Below are 20,678 nucleotides of genomic sequence, written 5' to 3' on the forward strand. Positions count from 1 at the left end.
ACCATGGTCGGCATCCTCGAAGACAAGGACCGCATCTTCACCAACCTTTACGGGCTCCACGACTGGGGTCTGGAAGGCGCGAAGCAACGCGGCTGCTGGAACGGCACGAAGGACATGCTCGACGCCGGCCCGGCGTGGATCATCGACAACATCAAGCAGAGCGGCCTGCGCGGCCGCGGCGGCGCCGGCTTCGGCACCGGCCTGAAGTGGTCGTTCATGCCCAAGGAAGTGAAGGACGGCCGTCCGCACTATCTGGTCGTCAACGCCGACGAGTCCGAGCCCGGCACCTGCAAGGACCGGGAGATCATGCGCCATGATCCGCATCTGCTGATCGAGGGCTGCCTGATCGCCTCGTTCGCGATGCAGGCGCACGCCTGCTACATCTACATCCGCGGCGAATATGTGCGCGAGCGCGAGGTGCTCGAGGCGGCGATCAAGCAGGCCTATGAGGCGAAGCTGATCGGCAAGAACAACGTCCATGGCTGGGATTTCGACCTCTACGTCCATCACGGGGGCGGGGCCTATATCTGCGGCGAGGAAACCGCACTGCTCGAGAGCCTCGAGGGCAAGAAGGGCCAGCCGCGCCTGAAGCCGCCGTTCCCGGCCGGCGCAGGCCTCTACGGCTGCCCGACCACGGTCAACAACGTCGAGTCGATCGCTGTCGCCGGCACCATCCTGCGCCGCGGCGCCGGCTGGTTCGCGGGCTTCGGCCGCGCCAACAACACCGGCACCAAGCTGTTCTGCGTTTCCGGGCACGTGAACCTGCCCTGCAACGTCGAGGAGGCGATGAGCATCCCGTTCAAGCAGCTCATCGAGGACCACTGCGGCGGCATTCGCGGCGGCTGGGGCAACCTCAAGGCCGTCATTCCGGGCGGCTCGTCGGTGCGCATGATCCCGGCCCACGAGGCCGAGGATGTGCTGATGGACTTCGACTCCCTGTCGGCCCTGAAGTCGGGTCTCGGCACGGCGGCGGTCATCGTCATGGACAAGTCCACCGACCTGATCCGCGCCATCGCCCGGCTGAGCTACTTCTACAAGCACGAGAGCTGCGGCCAGTGCACCCCGTGCCGTGAAGGCACCGGCTGGATGTGGCGGGTGATGGAGCGCATGGCCACCGGCGAGGCGGACATGAAGGAGATCGACATGCTCCTGGATGTCACCACCCAGGTCGAAGGCCACACCATCTGCGCCCTCGGCGACGCGGCGGCCTGGCCGATCCAGGGCCTGTTCCGCCACTTCCGCCATGAGGTCGAAGAGCGCATCACCAGCTACCGCGCCGGCAAGCCTCACGTTCAGGGGGCCAGCCTGATCGCGGCGGAGTAGCTTCTTGCCCGAGGCCCAGGAACTCGACATCGAGGTTTCCGCGCCCGCTGAAGAGAGGTCGTGGCTGAGGTCGACGGCTCTGTGGTCCGTTCTCGGCGGCCTCGCCACCATCGTGACCGCGATCACAGCGGTGCTCGCCGTCTATGTCGGAATCGACCAGATCAAGGTCGCCCGGCAGGTCCAGGTGATGGACTCGACCTACGCCAGCTGGAACGCCTTCAACCAGGTGACGATCGCCAATCCAGAGCTGGCCTGCCCGAATACCGACAAGGCGTTCAACACCCTGATGTCGACGCCCGATCCGGCGTCGAAGACCGGCGGCACCTACCAGGACCGCTATACCGCCTACAGCTATATGCTGATCACCACCTCCGAGCAGGTGCTGCAGATGGCGCCGGACGATCCGCGCTGGGAGTTCCTCATCGCCGAGCGGATCAAGTGCCATGCACCGGCGTTCCGCCGCCTGCAGACGGAAGGCTCCTACGAGAAGCGCTACTCCTGCCGGCTGCGGGGCGTAATCGCAGGGGCCCTCGACCAGCCGGCTCCCGAGTGCCGCAAGGACGGCCGGTGAGCATCCGCATCCATCCGCTCCACTGCGGCGACGTCACGGCGCCCGGCGAGCTGTTCGAGGTCGGGCTGAGCGGGCCGCGCACGGTCCCCGTGATGGCCTTCCTGATCACCCATCCGACGCGCGGGCAGGCCGTGTTCGACACCGGCCTGCATCCCGACATGGACGGCCGGACGCTGTATCGCGACTATGTCTGCAGCCTGCCGGCCGGGCACGACCTTGCGTCACGCTTGCGGGCGCTGGACATCGATCCAGCCGGGGTCCGGCGGCTGGTCGCCTCGCACAGCCATTTCGACCACATTGGCGCGGCCGACCTGCTCCCCAACGCCGACCTCTACATTCATGCGGCCGAGCTCGACCGGGCGCTGAACAGCCATCCCCGGGACCACGGCCGCCGGGCGCTGGAAGTCGGCCACCGGCGGGTGCTGACCGGCGACTCACACGACCTGTTCGGCGACGGCAGCTGCGAGATCTTCGCCACGCCGGGCCACACCTGCGGCCACCAGTCGCTGCGGGTGAAGCGGGCAGGGGGCCATGACGTGCTGGCCGGCGACGCCTGCTATTTCTGCCAGACGCTGGAAGCCGGGGGCGAACAGCCCCGGCCCGACGACGCCGGCGTTTATCGCGCCACCCTGATGCGGCTGAAGGCCATGGCGGAGGCCGGCGACTTCATCGTTCCGGGCCACGATCTGAGCTTCGCCGACGCGATCCCCGTGGACAGCGCCCTGCATGGCGCGTTTTCCCGCACTTCGGGGGCCCCGGATGGTTGACGCGAGGCGTGAAGCGATAGAGACAGCGCACCAACGCGGCGCCCGCTCCAACGGGCGCTGGCGCGCCCATGCTCAGGTAGTGCAGCCCATATGCCCATAGCCAAGGTCAACGGCGTCGAGGTCGAATTCGAGCCCGGGATGACGGTCCTCCAGGTGGCCGAGCTGGCGGGCGAGGAGATTCCGCGCTTCTGCTATCACGAGCGCCTGTCCATCGCCGGCAACTGCCGCATGTGCCTCGTAGAGGTGAAGCCCGGGCCGCCGAAGCCGCAGGCCTCGTGCGCGCTGCCCGCCGCCGAGAACCAGGAGATCTTCACCAACACGCCGATGGTCAAGAAGGCCCGCGAAGGCGTGATGGAATTCCTGCTGATCAACCACCCGCTGGATTGCCCGATCTGCGACCAGGGCGGCGAGTGCGACCTGCAGGACCAGGCCATGGGCTATGGCCGCGACGACAGCCGCTATTCCGAGAACAAGCGCGCCGTCGAAGAGAAGGAGATGGGCCCGCTCATCAAGACCGTGATGACGCGCTGCATCCAGTGCACTCGCTGCGTGCGGTTCATCACGGAAGTCGCGGGTGTCCCGGCGATCGGCCTGATCTCGCGCGGCGAAGATGTTGAAATCACCACCTATCTCGGCGCGGCCGTGACCAGCGAGCTGTCGGGCAACGTCAACGACCTGTGCCCGGTCGGCGCGCTGACCCACAAGCCCTGGACGTTCAACTACCGGCCCTGGGAACTGAAAAAGACCCAGAGCGTCGATGTGATGGACGCGCTCGGCAGCGCGGTGCGCATCGACAGCCGCGGCGCCCAGGTGATGCGCGCCCTGCCGCGGATCAACGAGGACATCAACGAGGAGTGGCTGAGCGACAAGAGCCGCTACGCCGTCGACGGCCTCGGCCGTCAGCGCCTCGACCGGCCGTACGTCCGTGTGAACGGCAAGCTGGCCCCGGCGACCTGGGGCGAGGCGTTCGCCGCCGTCGCCGGCAGGATCAAGGCGACCAGCCCTGAGAAGATCGGCGTCATCGCCGGCGATCTGCAGGACGCCGAGTCGATGAAGGCCGCGCTGGACCTGTTCGGCGCCCTCGGCGTGAAGAACCTGGACTGCCGCCAGGACGGAACTGCGCTCGGCGCGGGGCCGCGCGAAAGCTGGCTGTTCAACACCACCCTGGCCGGCATCGAGCAGGCCGACGTGGTGCTGCTGGTCGGGACCAACCCGCGCACCGAGGCGCCGGTGTTCAACGCCCGCCTGCGCAAGCTGTGGCTGGCCGGCAAGACCCGCTTCGGCGTGATCGGCCCGCAGGCCGACCTGACCTACGACTACGACTACCTCGGCGCCGGTCCGGCCTCGATCACCGGCCTGGCCAGGAGCAAGTCCGACTTCGTCGCCGCGCTGAAGGCCGCGAAGAACCCCGCCATCATCATCGGCCAGGGCGCCCTGACGCGGGGCGACGGCGGTGCGGTGCTCAAGGCGCTGGCCGGCGTGGCGAAGAGCTTCAACATTGTCCGCGAGGGCTGGAACGGCTGGAACGTGCTGCACAGCGCGGCCGGCCGCGTCGCGGGCCTGGACCTCGGCTTCCTGCCGGGCGAGGGCGGCCTGGCCACGGCGGAGATGCTCAAGCCGGGTGCGCTGGACCTGCTGTTCCTGCTCGGCGCCGACGAGTGCGAGGCCTCGGCCTCGGGCGCCTTCACCGTCTATCTGGGCAGCCACGGCGACCGCGGGGCCCACAAGGCCGACGTGATCCTGCCGGGCGCCGCCTACACCGAGAAGAACGGCCTCTACGCCAACACCGAGGGCCGGGTGCAGATGGGCGAGCGCGCGGTGTTCCCCAAGGGCGACGCCAAGGAAGACTGGTCGATCCTGCGGGCCCTGTCCGAGCATGTCGGCCAGAAGCTGCCCTACGACAGCCTCGACCAGTTGCGGCTGAGGCTGTTCGCCGACCATCCAACCTTCGGCCAGATCGACTTCGCGCCGGGCTCGATCCCGACCGTGTTCGACCTGTCCGCCGTCGGCGACGCCGGCGCGCTGTCCGACGCGCCCTTCGCGGCCGCCGTGACGGCCTTCCACCTGACCAACCCGATCGCGCGGGCCAGCGTGACCATGGCCGAATGCGCGGCCCTGGCCTCCGGCGCCGCCAAGATGGCCGCGGAGTAGGCGAGTGCCCGAGCAAGCCGTCTCCCCCCTTCTCTGGTTCGGTCTGGCCGTCGGCCAGATCGCCCTGGTCCTGATCTGGGTCCTGCTCAGCCTGGCGTTCCTGCTGTGGGGCGACCGGAAGATCTGGGCCGGCGTGCAGATGCGCAAAGGGCCCAACGTGGTCGGGCCGTTCGGCCTGTTCCAGTCGTTCGCCGACTTCCTGAAGTTCGTGCTGAAGGAAATCGTCATCCCGGCCGGCGCCGACAAGGTCGTGTTCCTGCTGGCTCCGCTGCTCAGCTTCGTGCTGGCCTTCGGCGCCTGGGCGGTGATCCCGCTGGCTCCCGGCTGGGTGATCGCCAACCTGAACGTCGGCATCCTGTACCTGCTGGCGATCAGCTCGCTCGGCGTCTACGGCATCATCATGGGCGGCTGGGCGTCCAACTCGAAGTATCCCTTCCTCGGCGCCCTGCGCTCGGCGGCCCAGATGGTCTCCTACGAAGTCTCGATCGGCTTCGTGATCATCACCGTGATCCTGCTGGCCGGCACGATGAACCTCAGCGAGCTGGTGTCGAAGCAGGCCGGCTGGTTCTGGAACTGGAACGTGTTCGGCGGCGGCCTGAAGAACCTGCCGCTGGCGCTGATCATGGTTCCGATGATGGTGGTGTTCTACATCTCCGCCCTGGCCGAGACGAACCGCCCGCCCTTCGACCTGCCCGAAGCCGAGTCCGAACTGGTGGCCGGCTACCAGGTCGAATACAGCTCCACGCCCTACCTGCTGTTCATGATCGGCGAGTACTCGAACATCGTGCTGATGTGCGCGATGCTCAGCGTGCTGTTCTTCGGCGGCTGGAACCCCGGCTTCCCGACGCCCTTCCTCGAGAGCTGGCCGGCGACCGCCGCGAGCGCGTTCCTGTTCCTGGTGTTCTTCGCCAAGATCATCGGCTGGTTCTTCATGTTCGCCATGGCCAAGGCCATTGTGCCCCGCTACCGCTACGACCAGCTGATGCGCCTGGGCTGGAAGGTCTTCCTGCCGATGACCCTGGTCGCCGTGCTGCTGGTGGCCGGCTGGCGGGTCTATGGAGGGGCGCTCTGATGCGCGCCGCCGTCGCCCTTTCCCTGCTGCTGATGCTCGGCGCCTGCGCCAGCCTCGAGGCCAAGGCCCAGAGCTACCCGCTCGGCCGGGGCCTGGTGACCTACGACGAACTGCGCCGCGCCAAGGAGCAGTGCGCGGCCGCCGGCGGCATTGTCCGTCCGGTCGACGCGGGCGGCGACATGTCGCTGCTGTCCAACTACCTGTGCGAAATCCAGCCCAAGAAGGCCGCCAAATCATGATGCAGCGCATCGGACAGGCCATCAAAGGCGCGGCCCTCCTGGACTTCGTGGGCGCCTTCGGGCTGGCCATGAAGTACATGGTCGCCCCGAAGAAGACGGTCATCTATCCCAACGAGCGCGGCCCGCAGTCGCCGCGCTTCCGGGGCGAGCACGCCCTGCGCCGCTATCCCTCCGGGGAAGAGCGCTGCATCGCCTGCAAGCTCTGCGAGGCCGTCTGCCCGGCCCAGGCGATCTATATCGAGGCCGAGCCGCGCGCCGACGGCAGCCGCCGCACGACCCGCTACGACATCGACATGGTCAAGTGCATCTACTGCGGCCTGTGCCAGGAGGCCTGCCCAGTGGACGCCATCGTCGAGGGGCCGAACACCGAGTTCGCCACCGAGACCCGCGAAGAGCTCTACTACGACAAGGAGCGGCTGCTGGATAACGGCGACCGCTGGGAGCGAGAGATCGCGAGGAACCTGGAAATGGACGCGGCCTTCCGATGACCCTGCAGGCGATCGCCTTCTACATCATGGCTGTGACGACGATCACCTCGGCCCTGGCCGTGGTGTTCGCGCGCAACCCCGTGCACTCGGTGCTGTTCCTGATCACGGCCTTCTTCAGCGCCGCCGGCCTCTTCGTCCTGATGGGCGCGGAGTTCCTGGCCATGCTGCTGGTGGTCGTCTACGTCGGCGCGGTCGCGGTGCTGTTCCTGTTCGTCGTCATGATGCTCGACGTCGACTTCACCCAGCTGCGCGAGGGCTTCTCGCGCTACCTGCCGGTCGGCGGGCTGGTCGCCGGCGTGCTGACGGTCGAGATGATCATCGTGGCCACCACCGTGGCGACCCAGGGCGCGGCCGCCGCGTCGCCGGGGCCGAACGCCTCCGCCGGCGCCGACGTGACCAACGCCGAGGCCATCGGCCGGGTGCTCTACACCGACTATGTCTACTTCTTCCAGGCGGCGGGCCTGGTCCTGCTGGTGGCGATGATCGGGGCGATCGTCCTGACCCTGCGCCACAAGCCCGGCGTCAAGCGCCAGGTCATCGCCGCCCAGAACGCGCGCACGCCGGCCACCGGCATGACGATCGTCGACATCAAGCCCGGCGAAGGAATCTCCGAATGATCGGGTTGACCAACTACCTGACCGTCGCCGCGATCCTGTTCACGATCGGCGTCTTCGGCATCTTCGTGAACCGCAAGAACGTCATCATCATCCTGATGTCGATCGAGCTGATCCTGCTGGCGGTGAACATCAACCTGGTCGCCTTCAGCGTCTATCTGCACGACGTGGTCGGGCAGATCTTCGCCATGTTCGTGCTGACCGTCGCCGCGGCCGAGGCCGCCGTCGGCCTGGCCATCCTGGTGACCTTCTTCCGCAACCGCGGCGACATCGCCGTGGACGACGCCTCCGTGATGAAGGGCTGATCCGTTGCAACAGCTCGTCACCGTCCTTCTCTTCGCCCCGCTGCTGGGCGCCCTGGTCGCAGGGCTGTTCGGCCGTCGCCTGGGCGACCTCGTCTCGCAGAGCGTCACCACCGGCCTGCTGCTGCTGACCTGCGGCCTCAGCTGGTACGTCTTCAGCCAGTGGACCTGGGGCGGCCTGGAGCCGTTCACCGTCGCGCTGGCGCCGTTCATCAACGTCGGCGACTTCCACTCGGCCTGGTCGTTCCGGCTCGACGGCCTGAGCGCCGTGATGCTGGTGGTCGTGACCACGGTCTCGGCCCTCGTGCACCTCTACAGCTGGGGCTACATGGCCGAGGACGACAGCCGTCCGCGGTTCTTCGCCTATCTGTCGCTGTTCACCTTCGCCATGCTGGCGCTGGTCACCGCCGCCGACTTCATGCAGCTGTTCTTCGGCTGGGAAGGGGTGGGGCTGGCGTCCTATCTGCTGATCGGCTTCTGGTTCAAGAAGCCCACGGCCAACGCCGCCTCGATCAAGGCCTTCGTGGTCAACCGCGTCGGCGACTTCGGCTTCGCGCTCGGCATCATGACGGTGTTCTGGGCCTACGGCACGATCCAGTTCGCCGACCTGTTCCCGCTGATCGCCGGCAGCGCCCAGAAGACCTGGACCTTCGCCGGCCACACCCTGCCGCTGGTCGATCTGGCCTGCGTGCTGCTGTTCATCGGCGCGATGGGCAAGTCGGCGCAGTTCTTCCTGCACACCTGGCTGCCGGACGCCATGGAAGGCCCGACCCCGGTCTCGGCCCTGATTCACGCCGCGACCATGGTCACCGCCGGCGTCTACATGGTCTGCCTGCTGTCGCCGATGTTCGAGTACGCCCCGGTGGCGCGCAACGTCGTGACCCTGATCGGCGCCATCACGGCGCTGTTCGCGGCGACGGTCGGCCTGGCCCAGAACGACATCAAGCGGGTCATCGCCTATTCGACCTGTTCGCAGCTCGGCTACATGTTCTTCGCCGCCGGCGTGGGCGCCTACCAGGCGGCCATGTTCCACCTGTTCACGCACGCCTTCTTCAAGGCCCTGCTGTTCCTCGGCGCCGGCTCGGTGATCCACGGCATGCACCATGAGCAGGACATGCGGAAGATGGGCGGCCTGTGGAGGTACCTGCCGTTCACCTGGGCGGTCATGACCATCGGCACCCTGGCCATCACCGGCTTCGGCATCCCGGGCGTCGACCTCGGCTTCGCCGGCTTCTACTCCAAGGACACGATCATCGAGGCGGCCTGGGCCGCGGGCCGCGACAACGGCATCGCCAACTTCGCCTTCGTGGTCAGCCTGCTGGCCGCCGGCCTGACCGCCTTCTACAGCTGGCGCCTGGCCTTCATGACCTTCCACGGCACGCCCAAGTGGGGCGAGCACGCCGAACACGGCCATGACGACCACCACGCCGACGCCCATGCGCACGCCGCCCATGACGACCATGGTCACGACGATCACGCGCACGGCCACGCCCACACCCCGCACGAGAGCCCGCTGGTCATGCTGGTCCCGCTGCTGGTGCTGGCGGTCGGCGCGCTGGCGGCCGGCTACGTGTTCGTCGAGAACTTCGTCGGCGAGAAACAGGTCGAGTTCTGGCGCGGGGCCATCTTCAACGGTCCGCACAACCACATCCTGCACGAGATGCACGCGGCGCCGGCCTGGGTCATCTGGGCCCCGCTGGTCGTGTCGATGGCCGGCCTGGCGATCGCCTGGTACGTCTACATCCTCAAGGAAGGCATGGGCGCACGGATCGCGGCCCGCCGCGGCCTGGTGTGGACCTTCCTCTACAACAAGTGGTTCTTCGACGAGCTCTATGACGCCACCTTCGTGCGGGCGGCCCGGTTCCTGGGCGACCTGTTCTGGAAGGGCGGCGACCAGAAGCTGATCGACGGTCTGGGTCCGGACGGCGTCTCGGCCGTCTCCCTGGCGGTGGGCAAGCGCACCGGCCGGCTGCAGACCGGCTACGTCTACCACTACGCCTTTGTCATGCTGCTGGGGGTCGCCGGTCTGTTGTCCTTCGCGCTCTATGCGTTCTCGCGGGGAGGCTGATCGATGACCGGCCTTCTCTCCCTCGTCACCTTCCTGCCGCTGGCCGGCGTCGCCGCCATCCTGGCGCTGCGCTTCTTCGGCCAGCCCGGCGAAGCGCGCGACACCGCCGGCAAGTGGATCGCCCTGGCGACCACGCTTGCGACCTTCGCCCTGTCGGTGAAGCTGACGCTCGACTTCGACCCGGCCAACCCGGGCTTCCAGTTCCTTGAAGAGATCCCCTGGTTCGCCGGGCTCAGCTACCGCATGGGCATCGACGGCATCTCGGTGCTGTTCGTCCTGCTGACGGCCTTCCTGCTGCCGCTGTGCATCATCGCCAGCTGGAAGACGATCGAGAAGCGCGTCCTCGAGTACATGATCGCCTTCCTGATCCTCGAGACCCTGGTCATCGGCGTGTTCTGCGCGCTGGACCTGGTGCTGTTCTACCTGTTCTTCGAAGCCGGCCTGGTGCCGATGTTCCTGATCATCGGCATCTGGGGTGGCAAGAACCGGGTCTACGCGGCCTTCAAGTTCTTCCTCTACACCCTGCTGGGCTCTGTGCTGATGCTGGCGGCGATCCTCGCCATGATCGGCATCTCGGGCACCAGCTCGATCCCCGAGCTGATGCGCTACCACTTTGATCCGGCGATCCAGACCTGGCTGTGGCTGGCCTTCTTCGCCAGCTTCGCGGTGAAGATGCCGATGTGGCCGGTGCACACCTGGCTGCCCGACGCGCACGTCGAGGCGCCCACGGCCGGCTCGGTGATCCTGGCGGGCATCCTGCTGAAGATGGGCGGTTACGGCTTCCTGCGCTTCAGCATCCCGATGTTCCCGCAGGCCAGCCACCTGTTCACGCCGCTGGTCTTCGGCCTGTCGGTCATCGCCATCATCTACACCTCGCTGGTCGCCTTCCGGCAGACCGACATCAAGAAGCTGATCGCCTATTCGTCGGTCGCCCATATGGGCTTCGTGACCATGGGCATCTTCAGCGGCAACGTGCAGGGCGAGCAGGGCGCGATCTTCCAGATGCTGAGCCACGGGGTGATCTCCGGCGCGCTCTTCCTCTGCGTCGGCGTGGTCTATGACCGCATGCACACCCGCGAGATCGCCTTCTACGGCGGCCTGGTGAACCGCATGCCGTTCTACGCGGCGGTGTTCATGCTGTTCACCATGGGCAACGTCGGCCTGCCGGGAACCAGCGGCTTCATCGGCGAGATCCTGACCATGGCCGGGGCCTACGGCGCCTCGACCTGGACGGCGCTGTTCGCGGCCACCGGCGTGATCCTGTCGGCGGTCTATGCGCTGAGCCTCTATCGCCGGGTCATCTTCGGCGAGATCACCAATCCGGCCCTGGCCCAGATCACCGATCTGACCTGGCGCGAGATGGTGGTGTTCGCGCCGCTGATCGTCTCGACCCTCTATCTCGGCGTCCAGCCGGACGTCGTGTTCCACATCACCGGAGCGTCGGTCGACGCCCTGGTCGGCGCCTGGCGCGCCGCGATCGCCGGGTGAGCCGCCGATGACCCTCACCGATCTCAATCTCGTCCGGCCGGAGCTGATCCTCGCGATCGGCGCCCTGGTGTTGCTGCTGGTCGGCGCCTTCCGCAGCAAGGGCGGCCCGGTGTTCGACGGCCTGGCCATGCTGGTGCTGGCGCTCGCCGGCGCGGCGGCCGTGACCGGCGACCATGGCCGCGCCTTCGCGGGCGGCGTGGTGGTCGACAACCTGTCGACCTTCGCCAAGGTGGCCATCTACGCCGCCAGCGCCCTGGCCATTCCGCTGGGCGGCGGCTGGCTGCGCGCCCGCGGCGACGACAAGTTCGAATTCCCGGTCCTGGTCGTGCTGGCCGCGCTCGGCATGGGCATGATGGCCTCGGCCGGCGACCTGATCTCGCTGTACGTCGGCATCGAGCTGCATTCGCTGGCGCTCTATGTGCTGGCCGCCTTCCGCCGCGACGACGCGAAGTCGTCGGAAGCGGGCCTGAAGTACTTTGTGCTCGGCGCGCTTTCGTCCGGCCTGCTGCTGTACGGCGCCTCGCTGATCTACGGCTTCGCCGGCTCGACCCACTTCGACGTCATCGCCGCCTCGATCCAGGGCGGCCAGGCGCACACCGGCGTGCTGTTCGGCCTGGTGTTCCTGATCTGCGGCCTGGCCTTCAAGGTCTCGGCCGCGCCGTTCCACATGTGGACGCCGGACGTCTACGAAGGCGCCCCGACCCCGGTCGTCGGCTTCTTCGCCGGCGCGCCCAAGCTGGCGGCCATGGTGTTGCTGGCCCGGGTGCTGTCGGAAGGCTTCGGCCAGGCCATCGGCCAGTGGCAGCAGGTGATCGTCGTGGTCGCCCTGCTGTCGGTGTTCGTCGGCGCCTTCGCCGGTCTGGCCCAGCGCAATCTCAAGCGCCTGTGGGCCTACAGCTCGATCGCCAACATCGGCTACGCCCTGCTGGGCCTGGCCGCGGGCGGCGAGGCGGGCGTGCAGGCCATGCTGATGTTCATGGTCCTCTACATGGTCGACGTGACCGGCTTTTTCGCCTGCCTCAGCGCCCTGCGGCGCAACGGCCGGCCGATGGAGACGATCGACGACATGGCGGGCCTGTTCAGGGAACAGCCGGGCATCGCCCTGGCCATGACCGCCTTCGCCCTGTCGGCGCTCGGCCTGCCGCCGTTCAGCGGCTTCTTCGCCAAGTACTTCGTGTTCAAGGCGGCGATCGGCGCGCATCTGGAATGGGCGGCCGTGGCCGGCCTGGTCGGCAGCGTGGTGGCGGCCTTCTACTACCTGCGCCTGATCAAGGTGATGTGGTTCGACCCCTCGGTCGGCCCGGTCGAAAAGCCGCCGCTGACGGCGAAGACCATCGCCATGGTCGCAGCGCTGTTCTCCTTCCCGGTCGGCCTGGTGGCCCTGCACTGGCTGGAGCCCCTGGCCCTGGCCGCCGCCGCGGCCTTCGGCTGACGTGACCGCTCCGCGGATCGAGGCGCTGGAGGAAGTCGATTCCACCAACGCCGAGGCGCGTCGCCGGGCCGAGGCAGGGGAGGCGGGTCCCCTGTGGATCACCGCCGCCCGCCAGACCGCCGGTCGCGGCCGCCGGGGTCGCGCCTGGGAAACCGGGCAGGGCAATCTCGCCGCGACCCTGCTGTTCGTCACCGACCGGCCGCCCGCCGAGGCGGCGCAGATCAGCTTCATCGCCGCCCTTGCCGTTGCCGACCTGGCCGACGCCTTCGTGCCGGCCTCGAAGGTCAGCCTGAAATGGCCCAATGACCCGATGATCGACGGCCGCAAGGCCAGCGGCATCCTCGTCGAGTCCGGCCAGCACGCCGGCGGCGGCCTGTGGGTCGCGGTCGGCGTCGGGGTCAATCTGGCCTCGCCGCCGGAAGCGCCCGAGCGGCCGGCGACCGCCTTCGCCGAGCACATGGCCGGCCCGCCGCCGAAGCCGCTCGAAGCGCTGGCCCTTCTGGCCGAGGCCTTCGAACGCTGGCGCCGGGTCTGGCAGACCTCCGGGTTCGCCGTCATCGCCGACGCCTGGACCCGGCGCGCCCATGGCCTGGGCGAGACCTGCGTCGCCCGTCTGGGTCATGAAACGGTCACCGGAACAGCCGAAGGCCTCGACCCTGACGGCGCGCTGCGTCTGCGCTTGCCAGACGGCATGCTGCGGCGCATCACCGCCGGCGACGTCTTTTTCGGGAATATCTGAATGCTTCTCGCTATCGAGCAGGGCAACACCAACACCCTGTTCGCCGTCCATGACGGCGAGACCTGGATCGCGCAGTGGCGCTCGGCGACCGAGAGCACCCGCACGGCCGACGAGTACGCGGTCTGGCTGTCGCAGCTGTTCGAGATGAACGGCCTGAGCATGAAGAGCCTGACCGGCTGCATCATCTCCAGCGTCGTGCCGCAGTCGATCTTCAACCTGCGCAACCTGTCGCGCCGCTACCTGGGCGTCGAGCCGCTGATCATCGGCGAGAACGCCGAGCTGGGCGTCGACGTCCGCATCGACAAGCCGTCCGAGGCGGGGGCCGACCGCCTCGTGAACGCCATCGGCGCGCACATCGTCTATCCGGGACCGTTGATCGTCATCGACAGCGGCACGGCGACCACCTTCGACATCGTCGCCGCCGACGGCGGCTTCGAGGGTGGCGTGATCGCGCCCGGCGTGAACCTGTCCATGCAGGCGCTGCACGACGCGGCCGCCAAGTTGCCGCGCATCGCCATCCAAAGGCCGGAACGCAACCGCGTGGTCGGCACCGACACCGTCTCGGCCATGCAGTCCGGGGTCTTCTGGGGCTATATCGGCCTCATCGAAGGCCTGATCCGGCGGATCAAGGACGAGCGCGGCGAACATTTGACCGTTGTGGCCACCGGCGGCGTTGTATCTCTGTTTGAAGGCGCTACCGACATGATCGACTTCTTCGACCCGGACCTGACGATCCGCGGTCTGCTCGAAATCCACCGCCGCAACACGGCCAAGGGCGCCTGATGGCCGCCGCGAAGAACGACGAGCTCGTCTTCCTGCCGCTCGGCGGGTCTAACGAGATCGGCATGAACTTCAACCTGTACGGCTTCGGTCCGCCGAATGCCCGCAAGTGGATCGTCGTCGACCTGGGCATCACCTTCGGCGACCAGACGACGCCCGGCGTCGAGGTCATTCTGCCCGACCCCGAATTCGCCGAGAGCATCGCCAAAGACATCCTCGGGATCGTGCTGACGCACGCCCACGAGGACCACATCGGCGCGGTCGCCTGGCTGTGGCCGCGGCTCAAGGCGCCCGTGTTCGCCACGCCGTTCACCGCCTTCCTGCTGCGCGAGAAGCTGCGCGACGCCGGGATCCTCGACGAGGTCGACATCACCGAGGTGCCGCTGAGCGGGTCCTTCTCGCTCGGGCCGTTCGATCTCGAGCTGATCACCCTGACCCACTCGATCCCCGAGCCGAACGGTCTGGCGATCCGCACGCCGCTGGGGACGGTGCTGCACACAGGCGACTGGAAGATCGATCCCGATCCGCTGCTCGGCGGCGTGACCGACGAGGACGCCATCCGCAGGCTCGGCGACGAGGGCGTGCTGGCCATGGTCTGCGACAGCACCAACGTGTTCGTCGAGGGCGAGGCCGGGTCCGAAGCCGGCGTGCGCGACGCGCTCGCGGCGCTGATCAAGCCGCTCAAGGGCAAGGTCGCCGTGGCCTGTTTCGCGTCCAACGTCGCGCGCATGGACAGCGTCATCCGCGCCGCCCAGGCCGCCGGACGCCGCGTCTGCCTCGCGGGCCGGTCGATGCATCGCATGACCGCGGCGGCCAAGTCCGTCGGCCTGCTCAAGGGCGTGCCGGACTTCATCAACGACAAGGAGGCCAAGAGCTTCCCGGACGACAAGATCCTGTTCCTCTGCACCGGCAGCCAGGGCGAGGTCCGCGCGGCGCTATCGCGCATCGCCCACGGCGACCATCCGCATGTGAAGCTGGGCAAGGGCGATCACGCGATCTTTTCCTCGCGCGTTATCCCGGGCAACGAGATCCCGATCCGCAACCTGCAGAACGGCTTGGCCGATCGCGGCGTGCGGCTCTACACCGAGCGCGACCACCCGGGCATCCACGTCTCCGGCCACCCCTGCCGGGGTGAGCTGGCGCGGATGTACGCCTGGGCCCGGCCGCAGATCGCCGTGCCGACGCACGGCGAGCGCCGCCACCTGCTGGAACACGCCGCCTTCGCCACCGACCTGCAGGTCAGCCAGACGGTCGCGCCGCGCAACGGCGACATGGTCCGCCTGGCCCCGGGCCGCGCGGCGATCATCGATGAAGTCACCGCCGGACGCCTCTATGTCGACGGCGGGGTGATGACGCCCGAGAACGGCGACGCCCTGCGCGAACGCCGCCACGCCGCGCACAACGGCGTGCTGATCGTGTCCATCGCCCTCGACGGCAAGGGCCGCATCGTCTCCGGGCCGCAGGTGCTGGCGCTGGGTCTGCCCGGCGACCGCGAGAACCCGCTGGAAGACACGCTCGACAGTCTTGCCGAGGAAGCCGAACAGGCGATCAAGCGGCTGCCGGCCGAGGAGCGCGACCACGACGAAGTCGTCGAGACGGCGATCTCCCGCGCGGTCAAGAAGGCGGCCTTCCGCGTCTGGGACCGCAAGCCGGTCGTCGAGACGACGGTGCTGAGGGTCTAGGAGCCAGTGTGCGTCCTTCGACGCGCCTGCTTCGCAGGCCGCTCAGGATGACGTAGAGGGGCTGCGAAAATGGACGTCATGCTGAGCAGCGCCGCAGGCGCGTGTCGAAGCACGCAAGGAGAGGCATTCCCATGATCGGCAAACTCAACCACGTCGGCGTCGCCACGCCCTCCATCGACGAGTCGCTGAAGATGTACCGCGACCTGCTGGGCGCGACGTCGTTCACCGACAAGTGGGCCATGCCCGAGCAGGGCGTGTGGGTCTGCTTCGTCAACCTGCCCAACAGCCAGATCGAGCTGATCGAGCCCTACGGCGAGAAGAGCCCGATCCACGGCTTCCTGGCCAAGAACCCCAAGGGCGGCCAGCACCACATCTGCTTCGAGGTGGAGAACATCTACGAGGCCCGGGATGCGCTGGTGGCCAAGGGCGCGACCGTGCTGGGCGAGCCGCGCATTGGCGCCCACGGCACCCTGATCATTTTCGTGCATCCCAAGGACATGGGGGGCATGCTGGTCGAGCTGATGGAAACGCCCAAAGAGGATCACCACGCATGAGCCTGTTCACCGGAGTCGCCATCTACCTGACCATCTGGTGGACGGCCCTGTTCGCCATTCTGCCGCTGGGCACCAAGACCTACGCGGAATCCGGGATCGTGGTGAAGGACGGCGGCGACCCGGGCGCGCCGGTCAATCCGAACCTGAAGCGCAAGTTCATCACCACGACCTGGGTTTCGGCCCTGCTGTGGGGCGTGCTGTTCCTGGTGGTGAAGTTGCACCTCGTTTCGCTGCCGACCTTCCCGGCGGCCTGAGCAAAATCGCCCACGGTTTCGGCACGCGGCGCACGCGGCGGTCTCACGCGCCCAAAAACTGGGCGATTGTCACTGCGTGACGCGTTCGGCGCCGGTCAACACTGCCCGCCGGGCGAGTCGCGGCTAGCTTCGGGTCATGGCAAACCGGTTCTCCGGTCTTGCTCCGTGGCGTTTTTCCCCGACGATGACTTGCAAGGCCGCCGGCTCCCCCGGCGGCCTTCTTTTCGTCGCCGCGTTGCCAACGCGGGCGACCAGAGGCTAAGTCAGCCCCGTCCATTCAAGGGGTTGCCATGCGCCTGTCGCGCTATTTCCTGCCTGTGCTCAAAGAGGCGCCGTCCGACGCCCAGATCGTCTCCCACCAGCTGATGCTGCGCGCCGGCATGATCCGCCAGGAGGCGGCCGGCATCTACGCCTGGCTGCCGCTGGGCCTGCGAGTGCTGAAGAAGGTCGAGCAGATCGTTCGCGAGGAGATGGATCGCGCCGGCGCCGTCGAGCTGCTGATGCCGACGATCCAGCTGGCCGACCTGTGGCGCGAGAGCGGCCGCTACGACGCCTACGGCGACGAGATGCTGCGCATCACCGACCGCCACAAGCGCGACCTGCTCTACGGGCCCACGGCCGAGGAGGTCGTGACCGACATCTTCCGGGCCTATGTGAAGAGCTACAAGGACCTGCCGCTGAACCTCTACAATATCCAGTGGAAGTTCCGCGACGAGCGCCGCCCGCGCTTCGGCGTGATGCGCGGCCGCGAGTTCCTGATGAAGGACGCCTACAGCTTCGACCTGACCGAGGCCGACGCCCGCAAGGCGTACAACCGCATGTTCATCGCCTATCTGAACCTGTTCGCGCGCATGGGCCTGAAGGCCGTGCCGATGAAGGCCGACACCGGCCCGATCGGCGGCGACCTGTCCCACGAGTTCATCGTGCTGGCCGACACCGGCGAGAGCCAGGTGTTCTGCCACAAGGACCTGGTCGAAATGGGCGCGCCCGGTCCCGACGTCGACTGGTACGGCGACCTGCAGCCGCTGGTCGACCAGCGCACGGCCCTCTATGCGGCCACCGAGGAGATGCACGACGAGGCGGCCTTCGCCGCCGTGCCGGCCGACGACCAGCTTTCCGCCCGCGGGATCGAGGTCGGCCATATTTTCTACTTCGGCCAGAAATACTCCTTGCCGATGAAGGCCAGCGTCACCGGCCAGGACAGCCAGGAGCACACCGTGCACATGGGCAGCTACGGCGTCGGCGTCTCGCGCCTGCTCGGCGCGATCATCGAGGCCAGCCACGACGACGGCGGCATCATCTGGCCCGAGAGCGTGGCGCCGTTCGACGTGGCCCTGATCAACCTGCGGCCGGGCGACGAAGCCTGCGACGCGGCCTGCGAGCAGGCCTACGCGGCGATCCACGCGGCGGGCAAGTCGGCCCTCTACGACGACACCGGCGAACGCCCGGGCGGCAAGTTCGCCAAGGCTGACCTGATCGGCCTGCCCTGGCAGTTGATCATCGGCCCCAAGGGCCTGGCCGAGGGCAATGTCGAGCTGAAGAACCGCGCCACCGGCGAGCGCTCGACCGCGCCGCTGGCCGAGGTGCTGGCCCGCCTGACGGCGAAGGCGGCCGCGTGAGCAAGCCCGCCGGGACCGCCGCGGCGCCCTTCGGGGCCTGGGAGCGCGCCATCGCCGGCCGCTATCTGCGCGCCAAGCGCAAGCACGGCGGCGTCGGCCTGATCTCGGTCATCTCCTACGTCGGCATCACCCTGGCGGTGCTGGCGCTGATCACCGTGATGAGCGTGATGAACGGCTTCCGCACGGAATTGCTCGATCGCATCCTCGGCTTCAACGGCCACGCCTATGTCACGGGCGCGCCGCTCTCCAGCCCGGACCGCGCGGCCGTGGTCAAACGCCTGCGCGCCGTGCCGGGCGTCAGGCAGGTGATCCCGGTGGTCGAGGGCCAGGCCATGGTGCTCGGCCCCAACCAGATCGCCGGCGCCATCGTCCGCGGCGTGACGCCGGAGGATCTGGCGGCGACCACGATCGTGGCCGGCAACATCAAGGCGGGCTCGCGCGACGGCTTCGGCCAGGGCGACTACGGCGGCGAACTGGTGCTGCTGGGCGACCGGCTGGCGGCCAGCCTGGGCGTCGCGCCCGGCGACTCCGTGGCCCTGATCTCGCCCACCGGCGCGGCCACCGCCTTCGGCACCAGCGTGACGCAGAAGGACTACACCGTCGGCGGCGTGTTCTCGGTCGGGATGAGCGAGTACGACCAGGCCTTCATCTATATGCCGCTGCAGCAGGCCCAGCTGTTCTTCGGCCGCGACGACACCGTCGACGCCATCGAGATCATGCTCGACGATCCCGACACGGTCGAGGCGATCAAGCCCATGCTGGCCGGGGCGGCCGGACCCGGCGCGATCGTCACCGACTGGACCCAGAAGAACCAGAGCTTCTTTGAGGCGCTCCAGGTCGAGCGGGCCGCCATGCGACTGATCCTCATGCTGATCGTCGCCATCGCGGCGATGAACATCATCTCCGGCCTGATCATGCTGGTGAAGAACAAGGGCCGCGACATCGGCATCCTGCGCACCATGGGGGCGGGGCAGGGGTCGATCATGCGCATCTTCTTCATGTCGGGTGCGGCCATCGGCGTCGCCGGCACCGCCAGCGGCCTGCTGCTGGGCGTGCTGCTCTGCCTGAACATCGAGGCGGTGCAGAAGGCCGTCGAATGGGTCACCGGCGCCAATGTGTTCAACGCCGACGTCTATTTCCTGACCCACGTCCCGGCGAAAGTCGAATGGAGCGAGGTGGCCCTGATCACCGGCTGGTCGCTGTTCATGAGCTTCGTCGCCACCCTGTTCCCGGCCTGGCGCGCGTCGCGCATCGATCCGGTCGAGGCCCTTCGCTATGAGTAGCCCCGTCCTGTCCCTGCGCGGGGTCACGCGCACCTACGTCACCGACGCCGGCGAGCTGCCGGTGCTCAAGGGCGTCGATCTCGATGTCTCGCCCGGCGAGATCGTCGGCCTGATCGGCCCGTCGGGCTCCGGCAAGTCCTCACTGCTGCACGCCGCCGGCCTGCTGGAAAAGCCCGACGGCGGCACGGTGACCGTCGCCGGCCAGGATTGCACGAAGCTGGGCGAGCGGCCGCGCACGCGCATGCGGCTGGGCACCATCGGCTTCGTCTACCAGTTCCACCATCTCCTGCCCGAGTTCTCGGCGCTGGAGAACGTGGCCATGCCGGCGATGATCGCCGGCCGCAGCCGCGCCTGGGCCGCCGAGCGGGCCGAGACCCTGCTGACCCGCCTGGGGCTGGCCGAACGCCTGCATCACCAGCCCGGGCAACTGTCCGGCGGCGAGCAGCAGCGGGTGGCCATCGCGCGGGCCCTGACCAACGAGCCGCGCCTGCTGCTGGCCGACGAGCCGACCGGCAACCTCGATCCCGAGACGGCGGCTTCCGTGTTCCAGGCGCTCTACGACCTGGCGCGCGACACCGGCGTGGCGGCGCTGATCGCCACCCACAACATGGAGCTGGCGCGCTACATGGACCGCGTGTTCGCCCTCAAGGACGGCCATCTGGAAGCCCGGACACCGGGGTTCTGACCCGCCGCCGGTCACGCTTTCGTCAGCGCCCGACTTTCGCCCAGATCGGCGGGCCTTTCAGCCGCCTGTGTTTAACGGCTGGGAGCGTGCATTGACCCGCCAGATCGATATCGCCGGACAGTCCGGGACCCTCTATCGCTACAAGGCCCTCGAAGAGATGCGTCCGGTGCCCCCGGGCGGGGCCAACTTTCTCTATGTGAAGTGGGACGGCGACGCCCCGAAGATCGTCTACGCCGGCGAGACCGACAGCCTGCATCGCAGCGTCTTCGAGACCTGGGAGGAAGCCCAGGCCCAGTTCGGCGCGACGGAGATCTTCGCGCGGCTGAACATCACCGGCGTGGTCCGCCGCGGCGAGCATGACGACATCATCGCCCAGCACCAGCCGCCGATGAACACCGGCGGCGAGCCGCTGGCCGGCCGGCGCAAGACGGGCCGCACGCCCGTCTGAATTCCCTCTGTATGGAACTGTTGAGGGCGAAAATTCGTTTTGACACGGGCGAACTTACGTTTTGGCACGGCGCAAACCCTTAGCCCGTAAGGGCTAGAGGGGCATTGCGGAACCGATTG

At 68.0% G+C, this 20,678-nt stretch carries 21 protein-coding genes; all 21 read left to right on the forward strand.

The features are described 5' to 3' along the window. The first annotated feature begins 3 nt into the window (after positions 1 to 3). A complete protein-coding gene (gene nuoF, locus AC1RN0_RS09120) occupies positions 4 to 1,323 on the forward strand; it encodes an NADH-quinone oxidoreductase subunit NuoF (RefSeq protein ID WP_492787124.1) in 1,320 nt (439 codons plus the stop codon). A 4-nt stretch (positions 1,324 to 1,327) separates the two neighbouring features. Then, positions 1,328 to 1,894, forward strand: a complete 567-nt coding sequence (locus AC1RN0_RS09125) for a hypothetical protein (protein WP_492787125.1) — start codon at positions 1,328 to 1,330, stop codon at positions 1,892 to 1,894. Next, positions 1,891 to 2,661, forward strand: a complete 771-nt coding sequence (locus AC1RN0_RS09130; protein WP_492787126.1) for an N-acyl homoserine lactonase family protein — start codon at positions 1,891 to 1,893, stop codon at positions 2,659 to 2,661. Before AC1RN0_RS09125 ends, AC1RN0_RS09130 begins: the two co-directional genes overlap by 4 nt. A gap of 90 nt (positions 2,662 to 2,751) precedes the next feature. Beyond that, positions 2,752 to 4,812: an NADH-quinone oxidoreductase subunit NuoG gene (nuoG, locus tag AC1RN0_RS09135; RefSeq protein WP_492787127.1), complete on the forward strand. Its 2,061-nt coding sequence runs from the start codon at positions 2,752 to 2,754 to the stop codon at positions 4,810 to 4,812. A gap of 4 nt (positions 4,813 to 4,816) precedes the next feature. Next, entirely contained in the window at positions 4,817 to 5,884 is a 1,068-nt protein-coding gene (nuoH, locus tag AC1RN0_RS09140; RefSeq protein ID WP_492787128.1) for an NADH-quinone oxidoreductase subunit NuoH, read from the forward strand. Then, a complete protein-coding gene (locus AC1RN0_RS09145) occupies positions 5,884 to 6,123 on the forward strand; it encodes a hypothetical protein (protein ID WP_492787129.1) in 240 nt (79 codons plus the stop codon). The genes nuoH and AC1RN0_RS09145 overlap by 1 nt, the downstream gene beginning before the upstream one ends. Continuing rightward, positions 6,120 to 6,611 (forward strand): NADH-quinone oxidoreductase subunit NuoI, encoded by a 492-nt coding sequence (gene nuoI, locus AC1RN0_RS09150; RefSeq protein WP_492787130.1) that lies wholly within the window; start codon positions 6,120 to 6,122, stop codon positions 6,609 to 6,611. Before AC1RN0_RS09145 ends, nuoI begins: the two co-directional genes overlap by 4 nt. Next, a complete protein-coding gene (locus AC1RN0_RS09155) occupies positions 6,608 to 7,228 on the forward strand; it encodes an NADH-quinone oxidoreductase subunit J (RefSeq protein WP_492787131.1) in 621 nt (206 codons plus the stop codon). The genes nuoI and AC1RN0_RS09155 overlap by 4 nt, the downstream gene beginning before the upstream one ends. Then, positions 7,225 to 7,530, forward strand: a complete 306-nt coding sequence (gene nuoK / locus AC1RN0_RS09160; protein ID WP_488902374.1) for an NADH-quinone oxidoreductase subunit NuoK — start codon at positions 7,225 to 7,227, stop codon at positions 7,528 to 7,530. Before AC1RN0_RS09155 ends, nuoK begins: the two co-directional genes overlap by 4 nt. Positions 7,531 to 7,534: 4 nt before the next feature. Then, a complete protein-coding gene (gene nuoL / locus AC1RN0_RS09165; RefSeq protein WP_492787132.1) occupies positions 7,535 to 9,595 on the forward strand; it encodes an NADH-quinone oxidoreductase subunit L in 2,061 nt (686 codons plus the stop codon). Positions 9,596 to 9,598: 3 nt separating this feature from the next. Then, entirely contained in the window at positions 9,599 to 11,083 is a 1,485-nt protein-coding gene (locus AC1RN0_RS09170) for an NADH-quinone oxidoreductase subunit M (RefSeq protein WP_492787133.1), read from the forward strand. A 7-nt stretch (positions 11,084 to 11,090) separates the two neighbouring features. Continuing rightward, positions 11,091 to 12,515 carry an NADH-quinone oxidoreductase subunit NuoN gene (nuoN, locus tag AC1RN0_RS09175; RefSeq protein ID WP_492787134.1) on the forward strand — a complete coding sequence of 475 codons (1,425 nt, stop codon included), beginning with the start codon at positions 11,091 to 11,093 and terminating at the stop codon, positions 12,513 to 12,515. 1 nt (position 12,516) lies between these two features. Continuing rightward, a complete protein-coding gene (locus AC1RN0_RS09180) occupies positions 12,517 to 13,254 on the forward strand; it encodes a biotin--[acetyl-CoA-carboxylase] ligase (RefSeq protein ID WP_492787135.1) in 738 nt (245 codons plus the stop codon). Then, entirely contained in the window at positions 13,255 to 14,037 is a 783-nt protein-coding gene (locus tag AC1RN0_RS09185) for a type III pantothenate kinase (protein WP_492787136.1), read from the forward strand. After that, a complete protein-coding gene (locus AC1RN0_RS09190; protein WP_492787137.1) occupies positions 14,037 to 15,716 on the forward strand; it encodes a ribonuclease J in 1,680 nt (559 codons plus the stop codon). Before AC1RN0_RS09185 ends, AC1RN0_RS09190 begins: the two co-directional genes overlap by 1 nt. Before the next feature lie 131 nt (positions 15,717 to 15,847). Further along, positions 15,848 to 16,270: a methylmalonyl-CoA epimerase gene (mce, locus tag AC1RN0_RS09195; RefSeq protein WP_488902381.1), complete on the forward strand. Its 423-nt coding sequence runs from the start codon at positions 15,848 to 15,850 to the stop codon at positions 16,268 to 16,270. Beyond that, on the forward strand, positions 16,267 to 16,524 hold the full coding sequence (locus tag AC1RN0_RS09200; RefSeq protein ID WP_492787138.1) for a DUF1467 family protein: 258 nt from the start codon (positions 16,267 to 16,269) through the stop codon (positions 16,522 to 16,524). Before mce ends, AC1RN0_RS09200 begins: the two co-directional genes overlap by 4 nt. 290 nt (positions 16,525 to 16,814) lie before the next feature. After that, complete coding sequence (gene proS, locus AC1RN0_RS09205; protein WP_492787139.1) at positions 16,815 to 18,143, forward strand: proline--tRNA ligase; 1,329 nt, start codon at positions 16,815 to 16,817, stop codon at positions 18,141 to 18,143. Then, positions 18,140 to 19,426 carry a lipoprotein-releasing ABC transporter permease subunit gene (locus AC1RN0_RS09210; RefSeq protein WP_492787140.1) on the forward strand — a complete coding sequence of 429 codons (1,287 nt, stop codon included), beginning with the start codon at positions 18,140 to 18,142 and terminating at the stop codon, positions 19,424 to 19,426. Before proS ends, AC1RN0_RS09210 begins: the two co-directional genes overlap by 4 nt. Continuing rightward, complete coding sequence (locus tag AC1RN0_RS09215; RefSeq protein WP_492787141.1) at positions 19,419 to 20,111, forward strand: ABC transporter ATP-binding protein; 693 nt, start codon at positions 19,419 to 19,421, stop codon at positions 20,109 to 20,111. Before AC1RN0_RS09210 ends, AC1RN0_RS09215 begins: the two co-directional genes overlap by 8 nt. A 91-nt stretch (positions 20,112 to 20,202) precedes the next feature. Continuing rightward, entirely contained in the window at positions 20,203 to 20,559 is a 357-nt protein-coding gene (locus AC1RN0_RS09220) for a hypothetical protein (RefSeq protein WP_492787142.1), read from the forward strand. The last annotated feature ends 119 nt before the right edge of the window (positions 20,560 to 20,678 follow it).

Source organism: Caulobacter sp. GW821-FHT12F03, from assembly GCF_058806855.1.